This is a genomic window from Streptomyces sp. NPDC005266 (assembly GCF_040607655.1).
In the GTDB taxonomy this organism is placed as follows: domain Bacteria; phylum Actinomycetota; class Actinomycetes; order Streptomycetales; family Streptomycetaceae; genus Streptomyces.
In genome coordinates, this window is sequence record NZ_JBEXHC010000003.1 from 265,866 (window position 1) to 281,620 (window position 15,755).

Annotated in this window: 14 protein-coding genes and 1 pseudogene; 3 read left to right on the plus strand and 12 right to left on the minus strand. The window is 73.7% G+C overall.

Annotated elements, in window-relative coordinates; translation table 11 throughout:
• Positions 1–53: 53 nt before the first annotated feature.
• The 8 genes from ABZU99_RS07655 to infC form a co-directional block, all read right to left on the minus strand.
• On the minus strand, positions 54–1,283 hold the full coding sequence (locus ABZU99_RS07655; protein ID WP_356043756.1) for a PP2C family protein-serine/threonine phosphatase: 1,230 nt from the start codon (positions 1,281–1,283) through the stop codon (positions 54–56).
• Between the two features lie 972 nt (positions 1,284–2,255).
• Positions 2,256–4,781, minus strand: coding sequence for a phenylalanine--tRNA ligase subunit beta (pheT, locus tag ABZU99_RS07660; RefSeq protein ID WP_356043759.1), 2,526 nt, complete (start codon positions 4,779–4,781; stop codon positions 2,256–2,258).
• Positions 4,781–5,911 carry a phenylalanine--tRNA ligase subunit alpha gene (gene pheS / locus ABZU99_RS07665; RefSeq protein ID WP_355940887.1) on the minus strand — a complete coding sequence of 377 codons (1,131 nt, stop codon included), beginning with the start codon at positions 5,909–5,911 and terminating at the stop codon, positions 4,781–4,783. Before pheS ends, pheT begins: the two co-directional genes overlap by 1 nt.
• 170 nt (positions 5,912–6,081) lie before the next feature.
• Positions 6,082–7,236 (minus strand): ATP-binding protein, encoded by a 1,155-nt coding sequence (locus ABZU99_RS07670; protein WP_356043762.1) that lies wholly within the window; start codon positions 7,234–7,236, stop codon positions 6,082–6,084.
• 41 nt (positions 7,237–7,277) lie between these two features.
• Positions 7,278–8,111, minus strand: coding sequence for an RNA methyltransferase (locus tag ABZU99_RS07675; protein ID WP_355940881.1), 834 nt, complete (start codon positions 8,109–8,111; stop codon positions 7,278–7,280).
• A 99-nt stretch (positions 8,112–8,210) separates the two neighbouring features.
• Positions 8,211–8,594 (minus strand): 50S ribosomal protein L20, encoded by a 384-nt coding sequence (gene rplT, locus ABZU99_RS07680; protein WP_009713826.1) that lies wholly within the window; start codon positions 8,592–8,594, stop codon positions 8,211–8,213.
• A gap of 101 nt (positions 8,595–8,695) precedes the next feature.
• Entirely contained in the window at positions 8,696–8,890 is a 195-nt protein-coding gene (rpmI, locus tag ABZU99_RS07685) for a 50S ribosomal protein L35 (RefSeq protein ID WP_355940878.1), read from the minus strand.
• A gap of 142 nt (positions 8,891–9,032) precedes the next feature.
• Positions 9,033–9,653, minus strand: coding sequence for a translation initiation factor IF-3 (infC, locus tag ABZU99_RS07690; RefSeq protein WP_355941533.1), 621 nt, complete (start codon positions 9,651–9,653; stop codon positions 9,033–9,035).
• A gap of 400 nt (positions 9,654–10,053) precedes the next feature.
• On the opposite strand from infC, the gene ABZU99_RS07695 reads away from it, so the two are divergent.
• Both ABZU99_RS07695 and ABZU99_RS07700 read left to right on the plus strand, forming a co-directional pair.
• A complete protein-coding gene (locus ABZU99_RS07695; protein ID WP_356043896.1) occupies positions 10,054–10,371 on the plus strand; it encodes a DUF1844 domain-containing protein in 318 nt (105 codons plus the stop codon).
• A 127-nt stretch (positions 10,372–10,498) separates the two neighbouring features.
• Positions 10,499–10,570: pseudogene (locus tag ABZU99_RS07700) on the plus strand (DUF1844 domain-containing protein); the annotation flags it as partial.
• Positions 10,571–10,615: 45 nt separating this feature from the next.
• On the opposite strand, the gene ABZU99_RS07705 reads toward ABZU99_RS07700, so the two are convergent.
• Both ABZU99_RS07705 and ABZU99_RS07710 read right to left on the minus strand, forming a co-directional pair.
• The gene (locus tag ABZU99_RS07705; protein ID WP_355940871.1) at positions 10,616–11,419 is read right to left on the minus strand and encodes an aquaporin; all 804 of its coding nucleotides are present in this window, start codon (positions 11,417–11,419) and stop codon (positions 10,616–10,618) included.
• Positions 11,420–11,536: 117 nt separating this feature from the next.
• Positions 11,537–12,271, minus strand: a complete 735-nt coding sequence (locus ABZU99_RS07710; RefSeq protein WP_355940868.1) for an SseB family protein — start codon at positions 12,269–12,271, stop codon at positions 11,537–11,539.
• Positions 12,272–12,442: 171 nt separating this feature from the next.
• On the opposite strand from ABZU99_RS07710, the gene ABZU99_RS07715 reads away from it, so the two are divergent.
• Positions 12,443–13,159, plus strand: coding sequence for a serine hydrolase (locus ABZU99_RS07715; RefSeq protein ID WP_355941530.1), 717 nt, complete (start codon positions 12,443–12,445; stop codon positions 13,157–13,159).
• Here ABZU99_RS07715 and mycP read toward each other — a convergent pair.
• Positions 13,137–14,351: a type VII secretion-associated serine protease mycosin gene (gene mycP, locus ABZU99_RS07720; RefSeq protein ID WP_356043768.1), complete on the minus strand. Its 1,215-nt coding sequence runs from the start codon at positions 14,349–14,351 to the stop codon at positions 13,137–13,139. The two genes, ABZU99_RS07715 and mycP, sit on opposite strands and share 23 nt — an antisense overlap.
• The gene (locus tag ABZU99_RS07725) at positions 14,348–15,643 is read right to left on the minus strand and encodes a hypothetical protein (RefSeq protein WP_356043771.1); all 1,296 of its coding nucleotides are present in this window, start codon (positions 15,641–15,643) and stop codon (positions 14,348–14,350) included. The genes mycP and ABZU99_RS07725 overlap by 4 nt, the downstream gene beginning before the upstream one ends.
• Positions 15,644–15,755: the final 112 nt, after the last annotated feature.

Sequence of the window (15,755 nt, forward strand, 5' to 3'; positions counted from 1 at the left end):
GGAATTCGCACGGGGTGCGAAGCGGACGCGTGCGGGGCGCCCCTCGTCCTGGCTCAGCAGGGGCGGGCATCGCCGGCCCGGACGCCGAGGGCCGCGTGGGCGGACAACAGGCTGCGGTCATTGCGGAGCGCGACCAGGGCGATGTCGTCCGCGAGCCGGCCGCCGGTGTGCCGCAGCACCGCCGTGCGCACCCCCTCGACCACCGCCGCCGGCACGATCGGGCCGGGGCCCGCGGCCTCACCGAGGGCGCGGCGCAGCGGAAAGAACGTGCCGCGCGCGTCGCGCGCGTCCTCGGCGCCATCGGTGTGCAGCACCAGCGCGTCCCCGGCCCGCAGGTCGCGGCAGCGGGCGATGGGCAGCTCGGCCGGGAGCGGGAAGAGGCCGAGCGGCGGCAGCACCTCGCCGGGCGCCGTCTGCCGGGCCATGGCCGGGCCCACGGGCTGCTCGGACAGCCGATACGGCCACGGGTGACCGCAGTTGAGCGCCGTGACCTCGCCGTCCCGGCCCACCTCCAGCAGCAGCACCGTCACGAACTCCTCGGCCTCCGGGCTCTCCACCGGATACTCGCCCCCGGCGCGCTCCCGCAGACGGCGCTGCAGGGCCCGGTCCAACCGCCGCAGCACATCGGCGAGTTCGGCCTCCTCATGAGCCGCCTCGCGGAAGCTGCCCAGCACGGTGGCGACGGTGCCGATCGCGGCGAGCCCGTGCCCGCGCGCGTCCCCGATGATCACCCGGACGCCGTGGGCGGTGGCCAGCGCCTCGTACAGATCGCCGCCCACCGCGGCGCCCCGGCTCGCCGACAGATGGCCGCCCGCCAGCTCGATACCGGCCAGCCGGGACGGCAGCGGCCGCAACACCGCGTCCTGCGCGGCGGCGGCCACCTCCTGGGCCCGCCTCAGCTCGCGCACCAGCCGGGACCGCCGGCCCGTCGTCAGATACCCCGCCGCGACGACGCTGAGGATGGCCCCGCACGCCCCGAGCCGGGTGGACAGGGCGTCCGACGGGCTCGCCGGGGCCAGGAGGCTCAACGGTACGAGCGCGAACAGCGCGCTCACCCCGCCCAGCAGCATGCAGAGCCTGCGGCCGCTGATGGCGTACGCGAAGGCGGGAACGGCGGCCAGAACCTGCACCAGCCGGGGCCCATGCGGGCAGTACAGCTCCCACACAACGACACCGGCCACCCACAGACAGGCAAACACGAGCACAAACCGCCGCCGCCGCCGCCCGCACGGCGAATCCGCCACCCCTGCCGGTGCACCGCCCACCACCCTGGTCCCGATCATGCGTCGCCCCCACTCGCAGCCCAATGAGGCGGCCGGCGAGGCCCGGTGTCGGTCCTGACCTGAGCCGTGCGAACGAGCACAAACCGCCGCCGCCCCCCGCACGGCCAATCCGCCACCCCTGCCGGTGCACCGCCCACCGCCCTGGTCCCGATCATGCGTCGCCCCCATTCGCAGCCCAATGAGGCGGCCGGCGAGGCCCGGTGTCGGTCCTGACCTGAGCCGTGCGACCGTGACGATTCTCGCGACAGCGGCTGCCAAAAGGACCAGTCGCCTTCCGGATCTCACCTGATCGTGTGACCACCCCCTGCCCGGCCCCCGAACACCACGCCGCGGGCCGGACGCGGTATCGGCTGTGTGCCGCTCACCGGTGCCCGGGATGGTGAGCCCGGGGCGCACCATCGTGGGGCCGCGCCGACCCCCGGGGGTACGCGCCGCTCGGCGCGCACCCCCGGGCCGCCCGGGAACCCCACCGACGGATACTCCCCAGAACGGCGAGGGAGCCGACGCGGACGGTCGCACCCGCCCGCGTCCCACGCGGCCCGGGCGGCCGCACGGGCCAGCCCGCCGCGACGCGGGCGGGCGCGGGGCGCCCGGGGGCCGTCCGGCCGAGCGGCGGGCACATCACTGGAACCAGAACCGGCCGACCGCGCGCGCCACGGCAGAGCCGCCACGACGCGGGCCAGCGCGGGCGCCCGGGGGCCGTCCGGCCGAGCGGCGGGCACATCACTGAGACCAGAACCGGCCGACCGCGCGCCCCACGGCAGAGCCGCCACGACGCGGGCCAGCGCGGGCGCCCGGGGGCCGTCCGGCCGAGCGGCGGGCACATCGCTGAGACCAGGACCCGGCGATGCGGCGGGGGCGCGCTCGGCGCTTTTGCGCTCCGCTGCGGGGCGCGGAAGCGCCGATGGGCGCACCCCGGGACCGGGGTGCGCCCATCGGCTCGTTACGGCGACCGACGCGAGTCGGTCGCCGTCAGGCTCCGCGGAGCACCGCGCCCGTGCGCTCGGCCGCCACCGCCACCGCGGCGTCGCGGGAGGCCGCGATCTCCTCGGCGGTCAGGGTGCGGTCGGGGGCGCGGAAGCGCAGCGCGTAGGCCAGCGACTTCTTGCCCTCACCGAGCTGTTGTCCGGTGAAGACGTCGAACAGGCGGAGGGACTCCAGCAGCGCGCCGGCGCCCTCCCGCAGTGCCGCCTCGACGTCGGCCGCGGCGACCGAGGTGTCGACGACGAGGGCCACGTCCTGGGTGGCCACCGGGAAGGTGGAGACGTGGGGGGCCTGGACGACGCCGGTGCCCGCGCGCTCGAGATGGTCGAGCTCGATCTCCATGGCGCAGGTGCGCTCGGGGAGGCCGAGGGCCTTGGTGACGCGCGGGTGGAGTTCACCGGCGTTGCCGACGAGGATTTCCTCGCCGTCGACGACGGCCAGCAGCGCGGCGCAGCGGCCGGGGTGCCAGGGGGCCTGCTGGTCCTGGCGGACGATGAGTTCGACGCCCGCCTCGCGGGCCACGGTGCGGCCCGCCTCGACGGCGTCGGCCCAGCTCACCGGGGTGCCCTTGCCCCACCAGCCGGCCTGCTCGCGGTCGCCGGCGAGGACGACGGCGGCGCGGCGCGGCTGGCGCGGGAGGGAGGCGTTGAGCGCGGCGATCTCCTCGTCCGACGGCCGGTGGTCGACGGGGAGGAGTGCGGCCGGGGGCTCGTCGCCGGTGGCGCGGAAGACCAGGCCGGTCTCGTAGAGGGCGATGTCGTGCTCGCCGCGGCCGACGTTGCGGCGCAGCGCGGCGAGCAGTCCGGGCAGCATCGTCGTGCGGAGCGCGGGCTCGGTGTCGGAGAGCGGGTTGACGAGGCGGACCAGGTCGCGCCGCCCGTCGTCGGCGGCCAGGCCGAACTGGTCGAGGACCTCCTCGCCGATGAACGGGTAGTTGAGCGCCTCGACATAGCCGGCGCCGGCCAGCGCGCGGCCGACCCGCCGGTGCAGCCGCTGACGCTCGGTCAGCCCGCGTCCGGCGGGCGGGTGCGGCAGGGTCGAGGGGAGGTTCTCGTACCCTTCGAGCCGGATGACCTCCTCGGCGAGGTCGTTGGGGTCGGTGAGGTCGGGCCGCCAGCTGGGCACGGTGACGGTGAGGTCGTCGGCGCCGTAGACGTCGCAGCCGATCTGCTGGAGCCGCCGCACCACGGTCTCGCGGCCGTAGGTGACACCCGCGACCTTGTCGGGGTGGTCGGCGGGCAGCGTGATGGTGTGCGGTGCGCTGGGCGAGACCACCTCGGTGACGCCCGCCTCGGCGGTGCCGCCGGCGAGCAGCACCAGCAGGTCGACGGTGCGCTGCGCGGCGGCCGAGGTGGCCTCCGGGTCGACGCCGCGCTCGAACCGCCGGGACGCCTCGGAGGACAGCTTGTGGCGCCGGGCGGTACGGGCGATCGAGACGGGCGAGAAGTGGGCGGCCTCGATGACGACCTCGGTGGTGCCCTGGACCTGGCCGGTCTCGGGGTCGGCCGTGGCGTCCGCGATCTCGGTGTTGGCGCCGCCCATGACGCCGGCGAGGCCGATCGGCCCGCTCTCGTCGGTGATGACGAGGTCCTCGGCGTCGAGGACGCGCTGGGTGCCGTCGAGGGTGGTGAGCTTCTCGCCCGGCTCGGCGCGGCGCACGCCGATCGCGCCGTTGACCCGCGTGCGGTCGTAGGCGTGCAGCGGCTGGCCGAGTTCGAGCATCACATAGTTGGTGATGTCGACGGCGAGCGAGACCGGGCGCATCCCGGCCTTCTGGAGCCGGCGCCGCAGCCAGATCGGGGAGTGAGCCTCGGGGTCGAGACCGGTGACCGTACGGGCGGTGAAGCGGTCGCAGCCGGTCGGGTCGGCGACCTTGACCGGGTAGCCGTGGCTGTTGGGCGCGGGCACGTCGATCAGGGCCGGGTCGCGCAGCGGCAGCTCGTAGGCGATGGCGGTCTCTCGGGCGATGCCGCGCATCGACAGGCAGTAGCCCCGGTCGGGGGTGACGGCGATGTCGAGGACCTCGTCCACGAGTTCGAGCAGCTCGATGGCGTCGGTGCCCGGCTCGTACTCCGGCGGCAGCACGATGATGCCGTCGTGGTCGTCGGACATGCCCAGCTCGCTCGCGGAGCAGATCATGCCCTCGGAGGTCTTGCCGTACGTCTTGCGCGCGGAGATCGCGAAGCCGCCGGGCAGCTCGGCGCCGGGCAGCACGACGACGACCTTGTCGCCCACCTGGAAGTTCCGGGCGCCGCAGACGATGTTCTGCGGCTCGCCCGTGCCGTTGGCCTGACCGACGTCCACCTGGCAGTAGCGGATGGGCTTCTTGAACCCCTCCAGCTCCTCGATGGCCAGCACCTGGCCGACGACCAAAGGGCCCTTGAGATCGGCGCCGAGCTGCTCGACGGTCTCGACCTCGAGCCCGGCGTCGACGAGTTTGGCCTGTACGTCACGGCCGGTCTCACCGGCGGGCAGGTCGACGTACTCCCGCAGCCAAGAAAGCGGGACCCGCATCAGATCTCCATCCCGAAGGGCCGGGTGAAGCGCACGTCACCCTCGACCATGTCTCGCATGTCTTCCACGTTGTGCCGGAACATCAGCATCCGCTCGATGCCGAAGCCGAAGGCGAACCCGCTGTACTTCTCCGGGTCGATGCCGGCGGCGACCAGCACCCGCGGGTTGACCATGCCGCAGCCGCCCAGCTCGATCCAGCCCTCGCTGGAGCAGGTGCGGCAGGGCCGGTCCGGGTTGCCGACGGACTCGCCGCGGCACACGTAGCACTGCATGTCCATCTCGGCGGACGGCTCGGTGAACGGGAAGAAGTTCGGCCGCAGCCGGGTGGACATCCCCTCGCCGAAGAGCGCCCGCACCATGTGGTCGAGCGTGCCCTTGAGGTCGGCCATGGTCAGGCCCTCGTCAATGGCCAGCAGCTCGACCTGGTGGAAGACGGGGGTGTGGGTGGCGTCCAGCTCATCGGTGCGGAAGGTGCGGCCCGGGCAGATCACATAGATGGGCGGCTTCCGGTCGATCATCGACCGGACCTGCACCGGCGAGGTGTGGGTGCGCAGCACCACTCCGGAGGGCTCGTCGTCCTTGTCACCCTTCGCGCCCTGGACGAAGAAGGTGTCCTGCATCTCGCGGGCGGGGTGGTCGGGCGGGAAGTTCAGCGCGTCGAAGTTGAACCACTCGGCCTCGACCTCCGGGCCCTCGGCGACCTCGTAGCCCATGGCGACGAAGACGTCCTCGATGCGCTCGGAGAGCGTGGTGATGGGGTGGCGGGCGCCGGCCGGGGTGCGGTCGTAGGGCAGGGTGACGTCCTCCGCCTCCTCGACCAGGACCCGGGCGTCGCGCTCGGCCTCGAGCTCCTCCTGCCGGACCTTCAGCGCCTGGTTGACCTGGCCTCGGGCCTGGCCGACGCGCTTGCCCGCGTCCGCCTTGGCGTGCGGCGGCAGGGCGCCGATCTCGCGGTTGGCGAGCGCCAGCGGCGAGCGGTCGCCGGTGTGGGCGACCTTCACCTCGCGCAGCGCCTCGAGGTCACCCGCGGCGGCGATGGCGTCCAGCGCCTCGTCCCGCATCCGGGCGATCTCCGCCGGTTTCAGTGCCTCGACCTCGACAGGGTCGTACGACTTATTGGGTGCCGACATCTCTTCCCGTGCTTCCGATTGTCCCCCAGCTACCGCTGGGAGGTACCGCTGGCTGCGCGACCCCGCTCGACTCTGCGACCACTGGGGACCACAAGGGACGCCAAAGGTGCCAAAGCCCGAGTCTAAGGGGCGCGGGGGGTCTGCTGTTCCGCGGGAAGCCCGTGGGGCGCTCAGACCAGATAGGCCGGGGTGCCCACGGGCAGGCTAAATCGGAACTCGGCGCCGCCGCCGCGGGCCCGGCCGACGGTGATCGTCCCGCCGTGTGCCTCGACGATGCCCTTGACGATGTACAGGCCCAGGCCGGTGCCGCCGCGCTTGCTGCCCCGCCAGAATCGGGTGAAGACGCGGCTCATCGACTCCTCCGGGATACCGGGGCCCTCATCGCTCACGGTGATGGCGGTCCTTTCGACTACGGGGCCGTCCGCGGCGGGCCTGGCCACCGCGGGTGCCACCTCAATGGTGACCGTTCCCTCGCCGTGGCGCACCGCGTTTTCCAGGAGGTTGCCCAGCACCTGATCGATCTTGTCCGGATCGGCCCACAGCCCGGGCAGCGGCCCCCTGACCCTGATCAGGAAGCGCTCGGCGGTGTGCCCGGCGGCGGTGAGCGCCTGCACATGGCGGCGGACGGCGGCGGCGATGTCGACCGGCTGGCGGCGCACCTCGAGGCGGCCGGAGTCGATCCGGGAGATGTCCAGCAGCTCGGCGATCAGCCGGGTGACCCGGTTGGCGTCGGCGTCGACGGTCTCCAGCATCAGCCGCTTCTGATCGTCGGTGAACCGCTCCCATTTCGCGAGCAGGGTTGCCGTGAAGCCCTTGACGGACGTCAGCGGGGAGCGCAGCTCATGCGCCACGGTCGCGATCAGCTCGGCGTGGCTGCGCTCGGTGCGGCGGCGGGCCTCTGTGCCGCGCAGCGAGACCACCAGCCGGCACACCGGCCCGGTGGGCCGCTCGCGTACGTAGCGGGCCGAGACCAGCACCTCACGGCCGCCGGGCAGCAGCAGATTCCGCTCGGGCTGGCCGACCCGGGTGGCCAGCCCGCCGTAGGGATCGGTCAGCGCCCACCAGCGCCGCCCGTCCAGGTCTTCTAACGGGAGGGCCACCTCGAGCCGGCGGCCGATCGCGTCCAAGGGGTCGGTGGCGGTGATGCGGCCCGCCGCGGCGTTGAAGCAGGTGACGCGGCCGGTCTCATCGGCCACCACCAGCCCGTCGGGCAGATCGTCGGGGCGCAGACCGAGCGCGGCCATCACCTCGCCGGCCGCGCCGGGCAGCCCCCCACCGGACGCATGGGCATCGGCCGCCCTGGCGCCGGAGGTCCTGACGTCCATCCCCACACCCCCTCTTCAGTCCCCCGGAGGGAGCAACCCTACTAGGTCGATGTGACGGAGCGGCACCCTGCGGGAGCACGCTGCGCACGAGCGGAGGCATAGAGGCACACGGCGGCGGCCGTGGCGAGGTTGAGGCTCTCGGCCCTGCCGTGAATCGGAACGCGCACCACCTCGTCCGCGAGTGCGCGGGTAGCCTCCGGCAGCCCCCATGCCTCATTGCCGAAGATCCAGGCGGTGGGTGCGCCGAGCACCCCGTCGTCGAGCTCGGAGTCCAGGTCCCGCTCCCCCGCCCCGTCCGCGGCCAGTACCCGCGCCCCGACCCCCCGCAGCCCGCTCACCGCGCGCTCGACGGGCACCCCCACGGCCACCGGGAGATGGAACAGCGAGCCGACGGAGGCGCGCACGGCCTTGGGGTTGTAGAGGTCAACGGAGGCGTCGGTGAGGACGACGGCGTCCGCCCCGGCGGCGTCCGCACACCTCAGGACCGTCCCCGCGTTCCCGGGGTCGCGGACATGGGCGAGGACGGCGACGAGCCGGGGACGGGCGCGCAGGATCTCCTCGAAGGGCGAGTCCAGGAAGCGGCACAGCCCGACGATGCCCTGCGGGGTGACGGTGTCGGACATCTCCGCGACGACCTCGTCGGACGCGGTGAGGACGGGAATCCCGGCGGCGCCGGCGGCGGCGACGATCTCCGCGTGGCGCTCGGCGGCCTCGGGGGTGGCGTACACCTCGACGAGATGCTCGATCGCCTCCCGTACGGCCTGCGGCCCCTCGACGATGAACCGCCTCTCCTTCCCGCGGAAGCTGCGCTTGGCGAGCCGTCTGGCCGCCGTGACGCGCGGCGATCGCAGGGACGTCAGCTCGGGGGTCGCCATGAGGTGGGCTTTCTCGTGTCGGGGCGGGCTGCACACGCACGGACCCGCAGGTGATCGCTCACCTGCGGGTCCATGAGCCGGTGAAGGCTGTCGCCGTGGTCAGGCGGCCTTCGGGGCGTTGACGTCGCTCGGCAGCGCCTTCTGGGCCGCCTCGACCAGCGCGGCGAACGCGTTGGCGTCGTTGACCGCGAGGTCGGCCAGGATCTTGCGGTCCACCTCGATGTTGGCGGCCTTCAGACCCTGGATGAAGCGGTTGTACGTCATTCCGTTGGCGCGGGCAGCGGCGTTGATGCGCTGGATCCACAGCTGGCGGAAGTCGCCCTTGCGCTTCTTGCGGTCGTTGTAGTTGTAGACCAGAGAGTGGGTGACCTGCTCCTTGGCCTTGCGGTACAGGCGGGAGCGCTGGCCCCGGTATCCGCTGGCCTGCTCGAGGATCGCCCGGCGCTTCTTGTGGGCGTTGACTGCCCGCTTGACGCGTGCCACTTGTTTAACTCCTTGTACGGGGCCGCGGCTGACTCACGCGGCCCGGAAACGAATAGGTCCCGGTCGGCCCGGCGCACGCCCCGCCGGAGCGGGGCGGGGCGTCACTTGCCGAGAAGCTTCTTGATCTTCTTGGCGTCGGCGGGGGCCACCTCGGTCTTACCGGCCAGGCGGCGCGTCAGCGTGGACGGCTTGTGCTCGAGAAGGTGGCGGCGACCGGCGCGCTGGCGCATCACCTTGCCGGAGCCGGTGAGCTTGAATCGCTTGCTGGCACCGCTGTGCGTCTTGTTCTTCGGCATGTCGCCGTCTCTCCTCGTCGGGGCGCTTCCGGCGACCGGGCGCGGCGTGGCCGCCATCCGGCGTTCGGAAGCGTCATGTATTTCTGTTGGTGTCCGGAGCCGTTCGGCCCCGGGGTGGGCGGTCGAGGCTCGCGCCTCTCAATCACGCCTCGGCGGGCTCCTCGGCAGGCTCCTCCGCGGGGCTGGTGCCGTGCTGGCGCTCCGCCTTGCGGGCGGCCTGCGCCTCACGGGCTTCGGCCATCGCCTCGGTCTTCTTCTTGTGCGGACCGAGAACCATGATCATGTTTCGGCCGTCCTGCTTCGGGTTGGACTCCACGAAGCCCAGGTCCTGGACGTCCTCGGCGAGCCGCTGCAACAGCCGGAAACCGAGCTCGGGCCGGGACTGCTCACGGCCACGGAACATGATCGTGATCTTGACCTTGTCGCCCTGCTTGAGGAACCGGACGACGTGACCCTTCTTGGTGTCATAGTCGTGCGGGTCGATCTTCGGCCGGAGCTTCATCTCCTTGATGACCGTGTGCGCCTGGTTCTTGCGCGCCTCACGGGCCTTCATGGCCGACTCGTACTTGAACTTTCCGTAGTCCATGAGCTTGCAGACCGGCGGACGGGCGTTCGCCGCCACCTCGACCAGGTCGAGGTCGTACTCCTGCGCAAGCTCCAGGGCCTTGGCAAGCGGCACGATGCCGACCTGCTCGCCACTGGGACCGACGAGTCGCACCTCGGGGACGCGAATCCGGTCGTTGATGCGGGGCTCGGCGCTGATGGATCCTCCTCGGTTGCATCACGCGACCGCCTGGCGGACTGCCGCGTAACGTCTCTTAAGTGTTGAGACCACCGCACCGGAACGCAAAAACGCCCCGCGCGGTACACAGGCGGGGCTCCACTCACTGACCGGGAGCACCGCCGCGATATCACCGCGGGGCGCAGCCTGACCGATGACCTGCCGACCGGGGGTCGGGAGGTGGGAGCGCGGAGCCTCCACTTGTGGGCCGGACACATGAGTGATCCGGCCGGTCATTTATCTACGATACCAGTACCGCGGTCGAATGCTCACCGCGCCGTCCTCCCCTCTAGGCTGGGGCGCACCATCCCTCAGGAAGTGAGCCTCTACCGCCATGAGCGACGCCAACGCCGGCAGTCAGTCGTCCCCCGACTTCAACCGTATGACCCGGGACATCGCGGATGTGCCCGCGGTCGAGGTGATCACGACGGTGGCGGTGCATCTGATGAGCGCCGCCGCGGTCAATCTGGGGCTGGCCGAGGAGGGCCCGCAGCACAGGGATCTGGACGAGGCGCGGAAGCTGATCAACGCCCTGGCGGGTCTGGTCACGGCGAGCGCCACGGAGATCAGCTCCTTCCACGCCGCCCCGCTGCGGGACGGCCTGAAGTCGCTGCAGCTCGCCTTCCGTGAGGCGTCGGCGGTGCCGGACGAGCCGGGGCAGGGGCCCGGCGAGAAGTTCACCGGACCGGTCTTCGGCTGACGTCTGCCGCCAGGGGTCGACGGGCTGGGTGAGGCGTCGGTGGTGCCGGACAAGCCGGGGCACGGGCGAGAAGCTCACCGGGCCCGTCTTCGGCTGACGTCTGCCGCCAGGGGCCGACGGGCTGGGTGAGGCGTCGGCGGTGCCGGACGAGCCGGGGCAGGGGCCCGGCGAGAAGCTCACCGGGCCCGTCTTCGGCTGACGTCTGCCGCCAGGGGCCGACGGGCTGGGGCCTCCCGGCTCCGGCTCAGGCCGCCTCCGGCGGCTTCGTCTCGGGTCCGCCCGCCTCGGGCCGGTGTCCGCCGCGCATCCGCCCCCATGGCCCACGCGCGGGCGGTGGATGGGTCACCTGCTCCCCAGGCACCTCCCCCGCCGGGTGGACATGGGTGAACCGGTGCACCACGGCCGCGAGCACCCCGCCGACCAGGGGCGCGACGATGAACAGCCACAGCTGCGAGAGCGCCCCGCCGCCCGCGAACAGCGCCGGGCCCAGGCTGCGCGCCGGGTTGACGGAGGCCCAGGTCAACGGGATCCCGATCAGGTTGACCGCGGTCAGGGCGAACCCCACCGGAAACGGTTCGGCGCCGACCAGCGCGACGTTGCGGGTCACCGTCAGGAAGACGAAGACCAGCAGGAAGGTGAGCAGGACCTCGGCGAGGAAGGCCCCGCCCGCGCCGAGGCCCACCGGCGAGCGGCCCCCGTAGCCGTTGCTGCCGAACGCGTCGGCCGTCTGGAGCCTCGGCACCTGTTTGGCGAGCAGGAAGAGCACCGCCGCGCCGACGATCCCGCCGACCAGCTGCGCGATCCAGTACTCGATGGCGGTACGGATGTCGATGCGCTTGGCCAGCAGCACACCGAGGGTCACCGCCGGATTGACATGGCTGCCCGAGATGCGTCCGAACGCACAGGCGATCGCGATCAGCGTGAAGCCGAAAGCGAGCGAGATGCCGAGGGCGTTGATGTAGTCGCCTGCCAGGACCAGGGAACCGACTCCGAAGAAGACCAGCATCGCGGTCCCGGTGAACTCCGCTACGACCGTTCTCATCTCCATGGCGCTCTCCTCACGCAGATCGGACCGCCAGGTGTCCTAAGCATTGTGGGGCGGATGAGGACATTTCGCCTGTCGGTTCGATTCCGCTGAGGGGTGGGCCCCTGAGCCGGCGACTGATCAGCGGCTGAAGAGCGGTTCCCCGGGCACGTCCGCGTCCGGCGGCAGCAGCGCCAGGGTCAGCCCGCGCACCAGCCGGGCCCGCAGCACCTCGTCGGCGGCCAGGGCGCCGGCCACCCGCTGCGCCGCCTGCTGCGCAGCGGTGCCCGGCGCCAGGGCGATCGCGAGCATGCCGTCGGCGTCCTCGGCCGGGGCGAAGTGGGCACGGACCACATCCGGCTCGGCGGCCACCACGGCGCGTACCGCCTCGACGACGGCCGGGTCGGCGAGCGGATCGACGCTCGCCCGCCCCTCGGCGAGGGCGAGCAGCACGGGCCCGGTCACCTGGTACGGCACCGGCCCCGCGAGGTCCAGCACGAGGGTGTCCGCCTTCTCGTGCGCGGCGGCCTCCAGCGCCTGGCCCAGCGGTACGGCGACGGGCCGGGCGTCCGGGCGCCAGCGGGCCAGCGTCTCGGTCGAGGTGAAGGCCGGCAGGGCGCGCCGTCCGCCGGGCGCCTCCAGCGTCGGCACCGCCATGTCGCTGGTCTTGTCCCGGCGCAGCCCGTCGGGCCCCTCCTCCGCCTCCCCCAGCAGCGCGACCACGGGCACGAGCAGCCGCGCGCCGGCGAGCGCGGCGAGCACCTGGGGCTCGGCCGTGCGGTCGTCGGCCCAGGCGGCGAGCGCCGCGGCCAGGCGGGGATCGGCGGAGCCGTCGTCGTCGGAGAAACCGGAGTCAGGGATGTTCTTGAGCGCCACGCCTCGAGCGTATCGGTGCGGGGGACGCCGCTCGGACGAGGGGCCGAAACCCCTGGTTCGCCCTCGTTCACGGGGCAGGAATGACGGGACGGCCCCGCGCGAGGTGCGTCGGCCGGGAGCGAAGGAGACGGTGTGGAATACGTTCGGGCCCTGGCCGGCGCGCTCGGCCCGGTGGCGGACGGCTCGGCCGCCGGTTTCTCGGTCGCCGTGCGGGACGCCCGGTCCGGGGCGAGCGGGGTGTACGGGGACGGCTCGTACGACGCCGCGAGCATCGTCAAGGTCGGCATTCTGGCCGCACTGCTGCTGAGGGCCCAGGACGAGGGGCGGCGGCTGACCGCGCGGGAGCGCTCGCTGGCCGCCGTGATGATCGAGCGGAGCGACAATGACGCGGCGACCGCGCTGTGGAAGACGATCGGCGGCGCCGCCGGACTCGACGCGGCACACCGGCGGCTCGGGCTGCGACGGACGCGCGGCGGCGAGGGCGGACGCTGGGGGCTGACCCGGACCACCGCGGCCGATCAGCTGAAGCTGCTGACCGCCGTCTTCGGGGATCCGGGCTCGGGCGGCCCGGCGCTGGACGGGCGCTCCCGGGCATATCTGCGCTTGCTGATGGGCCGGGTGTCCGAGGCCCAGAGCTGGGGCGTCTCGGCCGCCGCCGACGGCACCGGCTGCGGCACCCCGCTGAAGAACGGCTGGAAGCCGCGGAGCGCGACCGGGCTGTGGGACGTCCACAGCATCGGCCGGGTCACCGTGGGCGGGCGCGCCTATCTGGTCGCGGTGCTCTCCGACAGCAATAAGGACATGGCCGGCGGCATCGCTCTGGTCGAGAGGGCGGCGCGGGCGGCCGTGCGGGCGGCGGGCGCCCTCAGCGCCTGCGGAGCGTCCTGAGCAGTCCACCCGGCCCCGGCACCCGCAGCGGGCCCGAGCCGCGCCACAGGGCGACCGCGGCGGCCACCAGGGCCGCTCCGGCGACCCCGGCGGCCAGCGCGAGCTGATTCGGTCCGTCCCCGCCCCCATGGTCCCGGGCGCTGTCGGGGCCCGTGCCGAAGTAGCGCTGGGGATGGGCGACCACGACGGGCTGCTGGGCCCGCGGGCTGAGCTTGCCCCCCGCTTTGATCGCCGCCGCCGGATTCACCAGACCGGCGCCGAGCTCATCGCTGCGGCCGCCCGTCGGGCCGTCCTGGGCGGTCTGCGCGAGCAGCTGCCGGACCTGGCGCGGGCTCAGTTCGGGGTGGGCGGCACGGACGAGGGCGACGGAGCCGGAGGCGAAGGCGGCGGCGGCACTGGTCCCCCAGCCCTCGTAGTAGCGCTTGTCGGGGTCGGCTATGACCACGTCGACGCCGGGCGCGCAGACGGTGGCGTACCAGCGGCGGGTGGAGAAGGCGGCACGGGAGCCGTAGCGGTCCACGGCGGTCACGGCGATGACGCCGGGGTAGGCGGCCGGGTAGGAGGCGCGGTCGCCCTTCTCGCCGCCGTTGCCCGCGGAGGCGACCACGACGGCGCCCTTGCGCAGCGCGTACTGCACGGCGGCGTCCTCGGCGGCCTCGGGGTGGGCGGACTCGCTGTCGTCCCCGAGCGACAGGTTGATCACGTCGGCGCCGTGGTCGGCGGCCCAGCGGATGCCGTCGGCGAGGGCGCTGCCACGGCTGCTGCGGGCCTTCTTACGCGCCGGGTCGGTGTCCTCCAGGATCACCCGTACCGGCAGGATTTTGGCCCGGGGCGCGACGCCCAGCACGCCCTCGCCGCCGGCCGCGCCGTGGCCGCGGCCGGCGATGATCCCGGCCATGGCGGTGCCGTGCCGGGCCCAGGCGCGATCGCCGCGCCGGGCGCCGAAGCCGATGAGGTCCTTGCCGGGCAGCACCTGGCCCGCGAGGTCGGGGTGTTGCGCGTCGACGCCCGTGTCGAGGACGGCGACGGTCACCCCGGCGCCCTTCGTCGTCTGCCACGCCTCGTGGACCTGGAGGGCGTCCAGCGCCCACTCCTGGGCCTGTATTCCGTCGGCCCGCGCGGGCGCGACCGGCACCAGGGTCAGTCCGGCGGCGGCGAGGGCCACAGCGACGCGCCGGGCGAGGACGGTCATGACGTCGGCTCCGCGGTCTCGGACAGGGCCCGGCGGAAGCCGAGTTCGATCTCGTCGGCGATGCCCCGGGCGTCATGGCCGAGGCCCGATTGCGCGGGGGCGGAGGTCGCCCCGATCCGGATGGCCTCGCCCGCCGACTGCGGATCGGTGACCTTACGGCCGTCGGCGAAGCCGCTGACCGTATAGATGACGGCGGGGACGTCGGTCAGGATCCGGATCCGCCAGCTGGCGCGCTGGTCGTCGCCGAAGCCGGCCGCCGCGGTGCCCTTGGCCGCGTAGGGGCGGGGCATCAGATCGGTGCGCTCGTCGAGCTGTTCGGTCAGGAACCGCTGGTGCAGCCTGCGCATGCCGTCGGCGTCGGAGGTGGTGATCAGCAGTCCGACGGTGGTGACGCTGGTGCTGGTGTCGTCGGCGTAGGTGGCGCGCAGCAGCCGCTTGCAGCCCACCGGGGCCAGCGCTTTGGTGAGCAGCGGGTCGAAGCCGCCGCCGCAGCTGCTGTCGGGGGCGACCGCGATCCGGGTCCAGCGGCGGTCGGCGCGGCCGGGGCCCTCGCCCTTGCCGCGCAGGGTGCGCGGGAAGAGGTCGTCGACGGGGACGCTGTGCCAGGCGGAGCGGGCTCGTGCGTAGGTGTCGGCGACGGAGGGCTCGGCGTCGGGGCCGCCGCCGAGCCAGCTGCCGGCCGCCGCCCCGCCGAGCAGCCCGAGACCGAGGACGAGGCATGCGGCGGCGGCCGCCGTACGGCTGGGCGCGCGGCGGTGGCCGCCGAAGGGCGTGGCGCCGGGGACGGCGGTGTCCGGCCGGCGGTGCCAGGGGTCGGCGTCGTCGGTCCGCTGGGCGGGCGGCCGAGGCGCGGAGCCGGGCGCAGAGCCGGGCGAGGAGCCGGACGCAGAGCCGGGCGCGGAGCCGGGCGAGGAGCCGGGCGCAGAGCCGGGCGCGCGGCGGTGGCCGTCGAAGGGCGTGGCGCCGGGGACGGCGGTGTCCGGCCGGCGGTGCCAGGGGTCGGCGTCGTCGGTCCGCTGGGCGGGCGGCCGAGACGCGGAGCCGGGCGCGGAGCCGGGGCGCGGCGGAGCCGGGGGGCCGTCCGGCGCTCCGGTGGCCCTCGTCCCCCTCGGGGACGGGACCTTGGCGGGTATGCCGAGGACGGGGGTCTCCGGGTCCGGGGTGAAACCAGGCGGGGCGGAGGGGCGGGGCGGGGGCGCATAGGGCTGCGCGGGCGCCGTGCGCGGGGGGTGCGCAGGGCGCGGTGGGGGCGCGTTGTACGGAGAGTGCGCCTGTTCCGCGTCGGTGCTCATCCGCACCCCCTCGCACCCTCGAAGACCTGGTCCACCTGGCTCCGTCCGGTTGGCCACGCCACCCCGCCGCCTTTAGGGCAGGCGGGCCCGTATACGGACAACACGCCGCTGA

Excerpts from the sequence above, each read along its gene's own strand:
- ABZU99_RS07655 (WP_356043756.1), bottom strand. The coding sequence starts at position 1,283 with ATGATCGGGACCAGGGTGGTGGGCGGTGCACCGGCAGGGGTGGCGGAT.
- pheT (WP_356043759.1), bottom strand. The coding sequence starts at position 4,781 with ATGCGGGTCCCGCTTTCTTGGCTGCGGGAGTACGTCGACCTGCCCGCC.
- pheS (WP_355940887.1), bottom strand. The coding sequence starts at position 5,911 with ATGTCGGCACCCAATAAGTCGTACGACCCTGTCGAGGTCGAGGCACTG.
- ABZU99_RS07670 (WP_356043762.1), bottom strand. The coding sequence starts at position 7,236 with ATGGACGTCAGGACCTCCGGCGCCAGGGCGGCCGATGCCCATGCGTCC.
- ABZU99_RS07675 (WP_355940881.1), bottom strand. The coding sequence starts at position 8,111 with ATGGCGACCCCCGAGCTGACGTCCCTGCGATCGCCGCGCGTCACGGCG.
- rpmI (WP_355940878.1), bottom strand. The coding sequence starts at position 8,890 with ATGCCGAAGAACAAGACGCACAGCGGTGCCAGCAAGCGATTCAAGCTC.
- ABZU99_RS07695 (WP_356043896.1), top strand. The coding sequence starts at position 10,054 with ATGACCCGGGACATCGCGGATGTGCCCGCGGTCGAGGTGATCACGACG.
- ABZU99_RS07705 (WP_355940871.1), bottom strand. The coding sequence starts at position 11,419 with ATGGAGATGAGAACGGTCGTAGCGGAGTTCACCGGGACCGCGATGCTG.
- mycP (WP_356043768.1), bottom strand. The coding sequence starts at position 14,351 with ATGACCGTCCTCGCCCGGCGCGTCGCTGTGGCCCTCGCCGCCGCCGGA.
- ABZU99_RS07725 (WP_356043771.1), bottom strand. The coding sequence starts at position 15,643 with ATGAGCACCGACGCGGAACAGGCGCACTCTCCGTACAACGCGCCCCCA.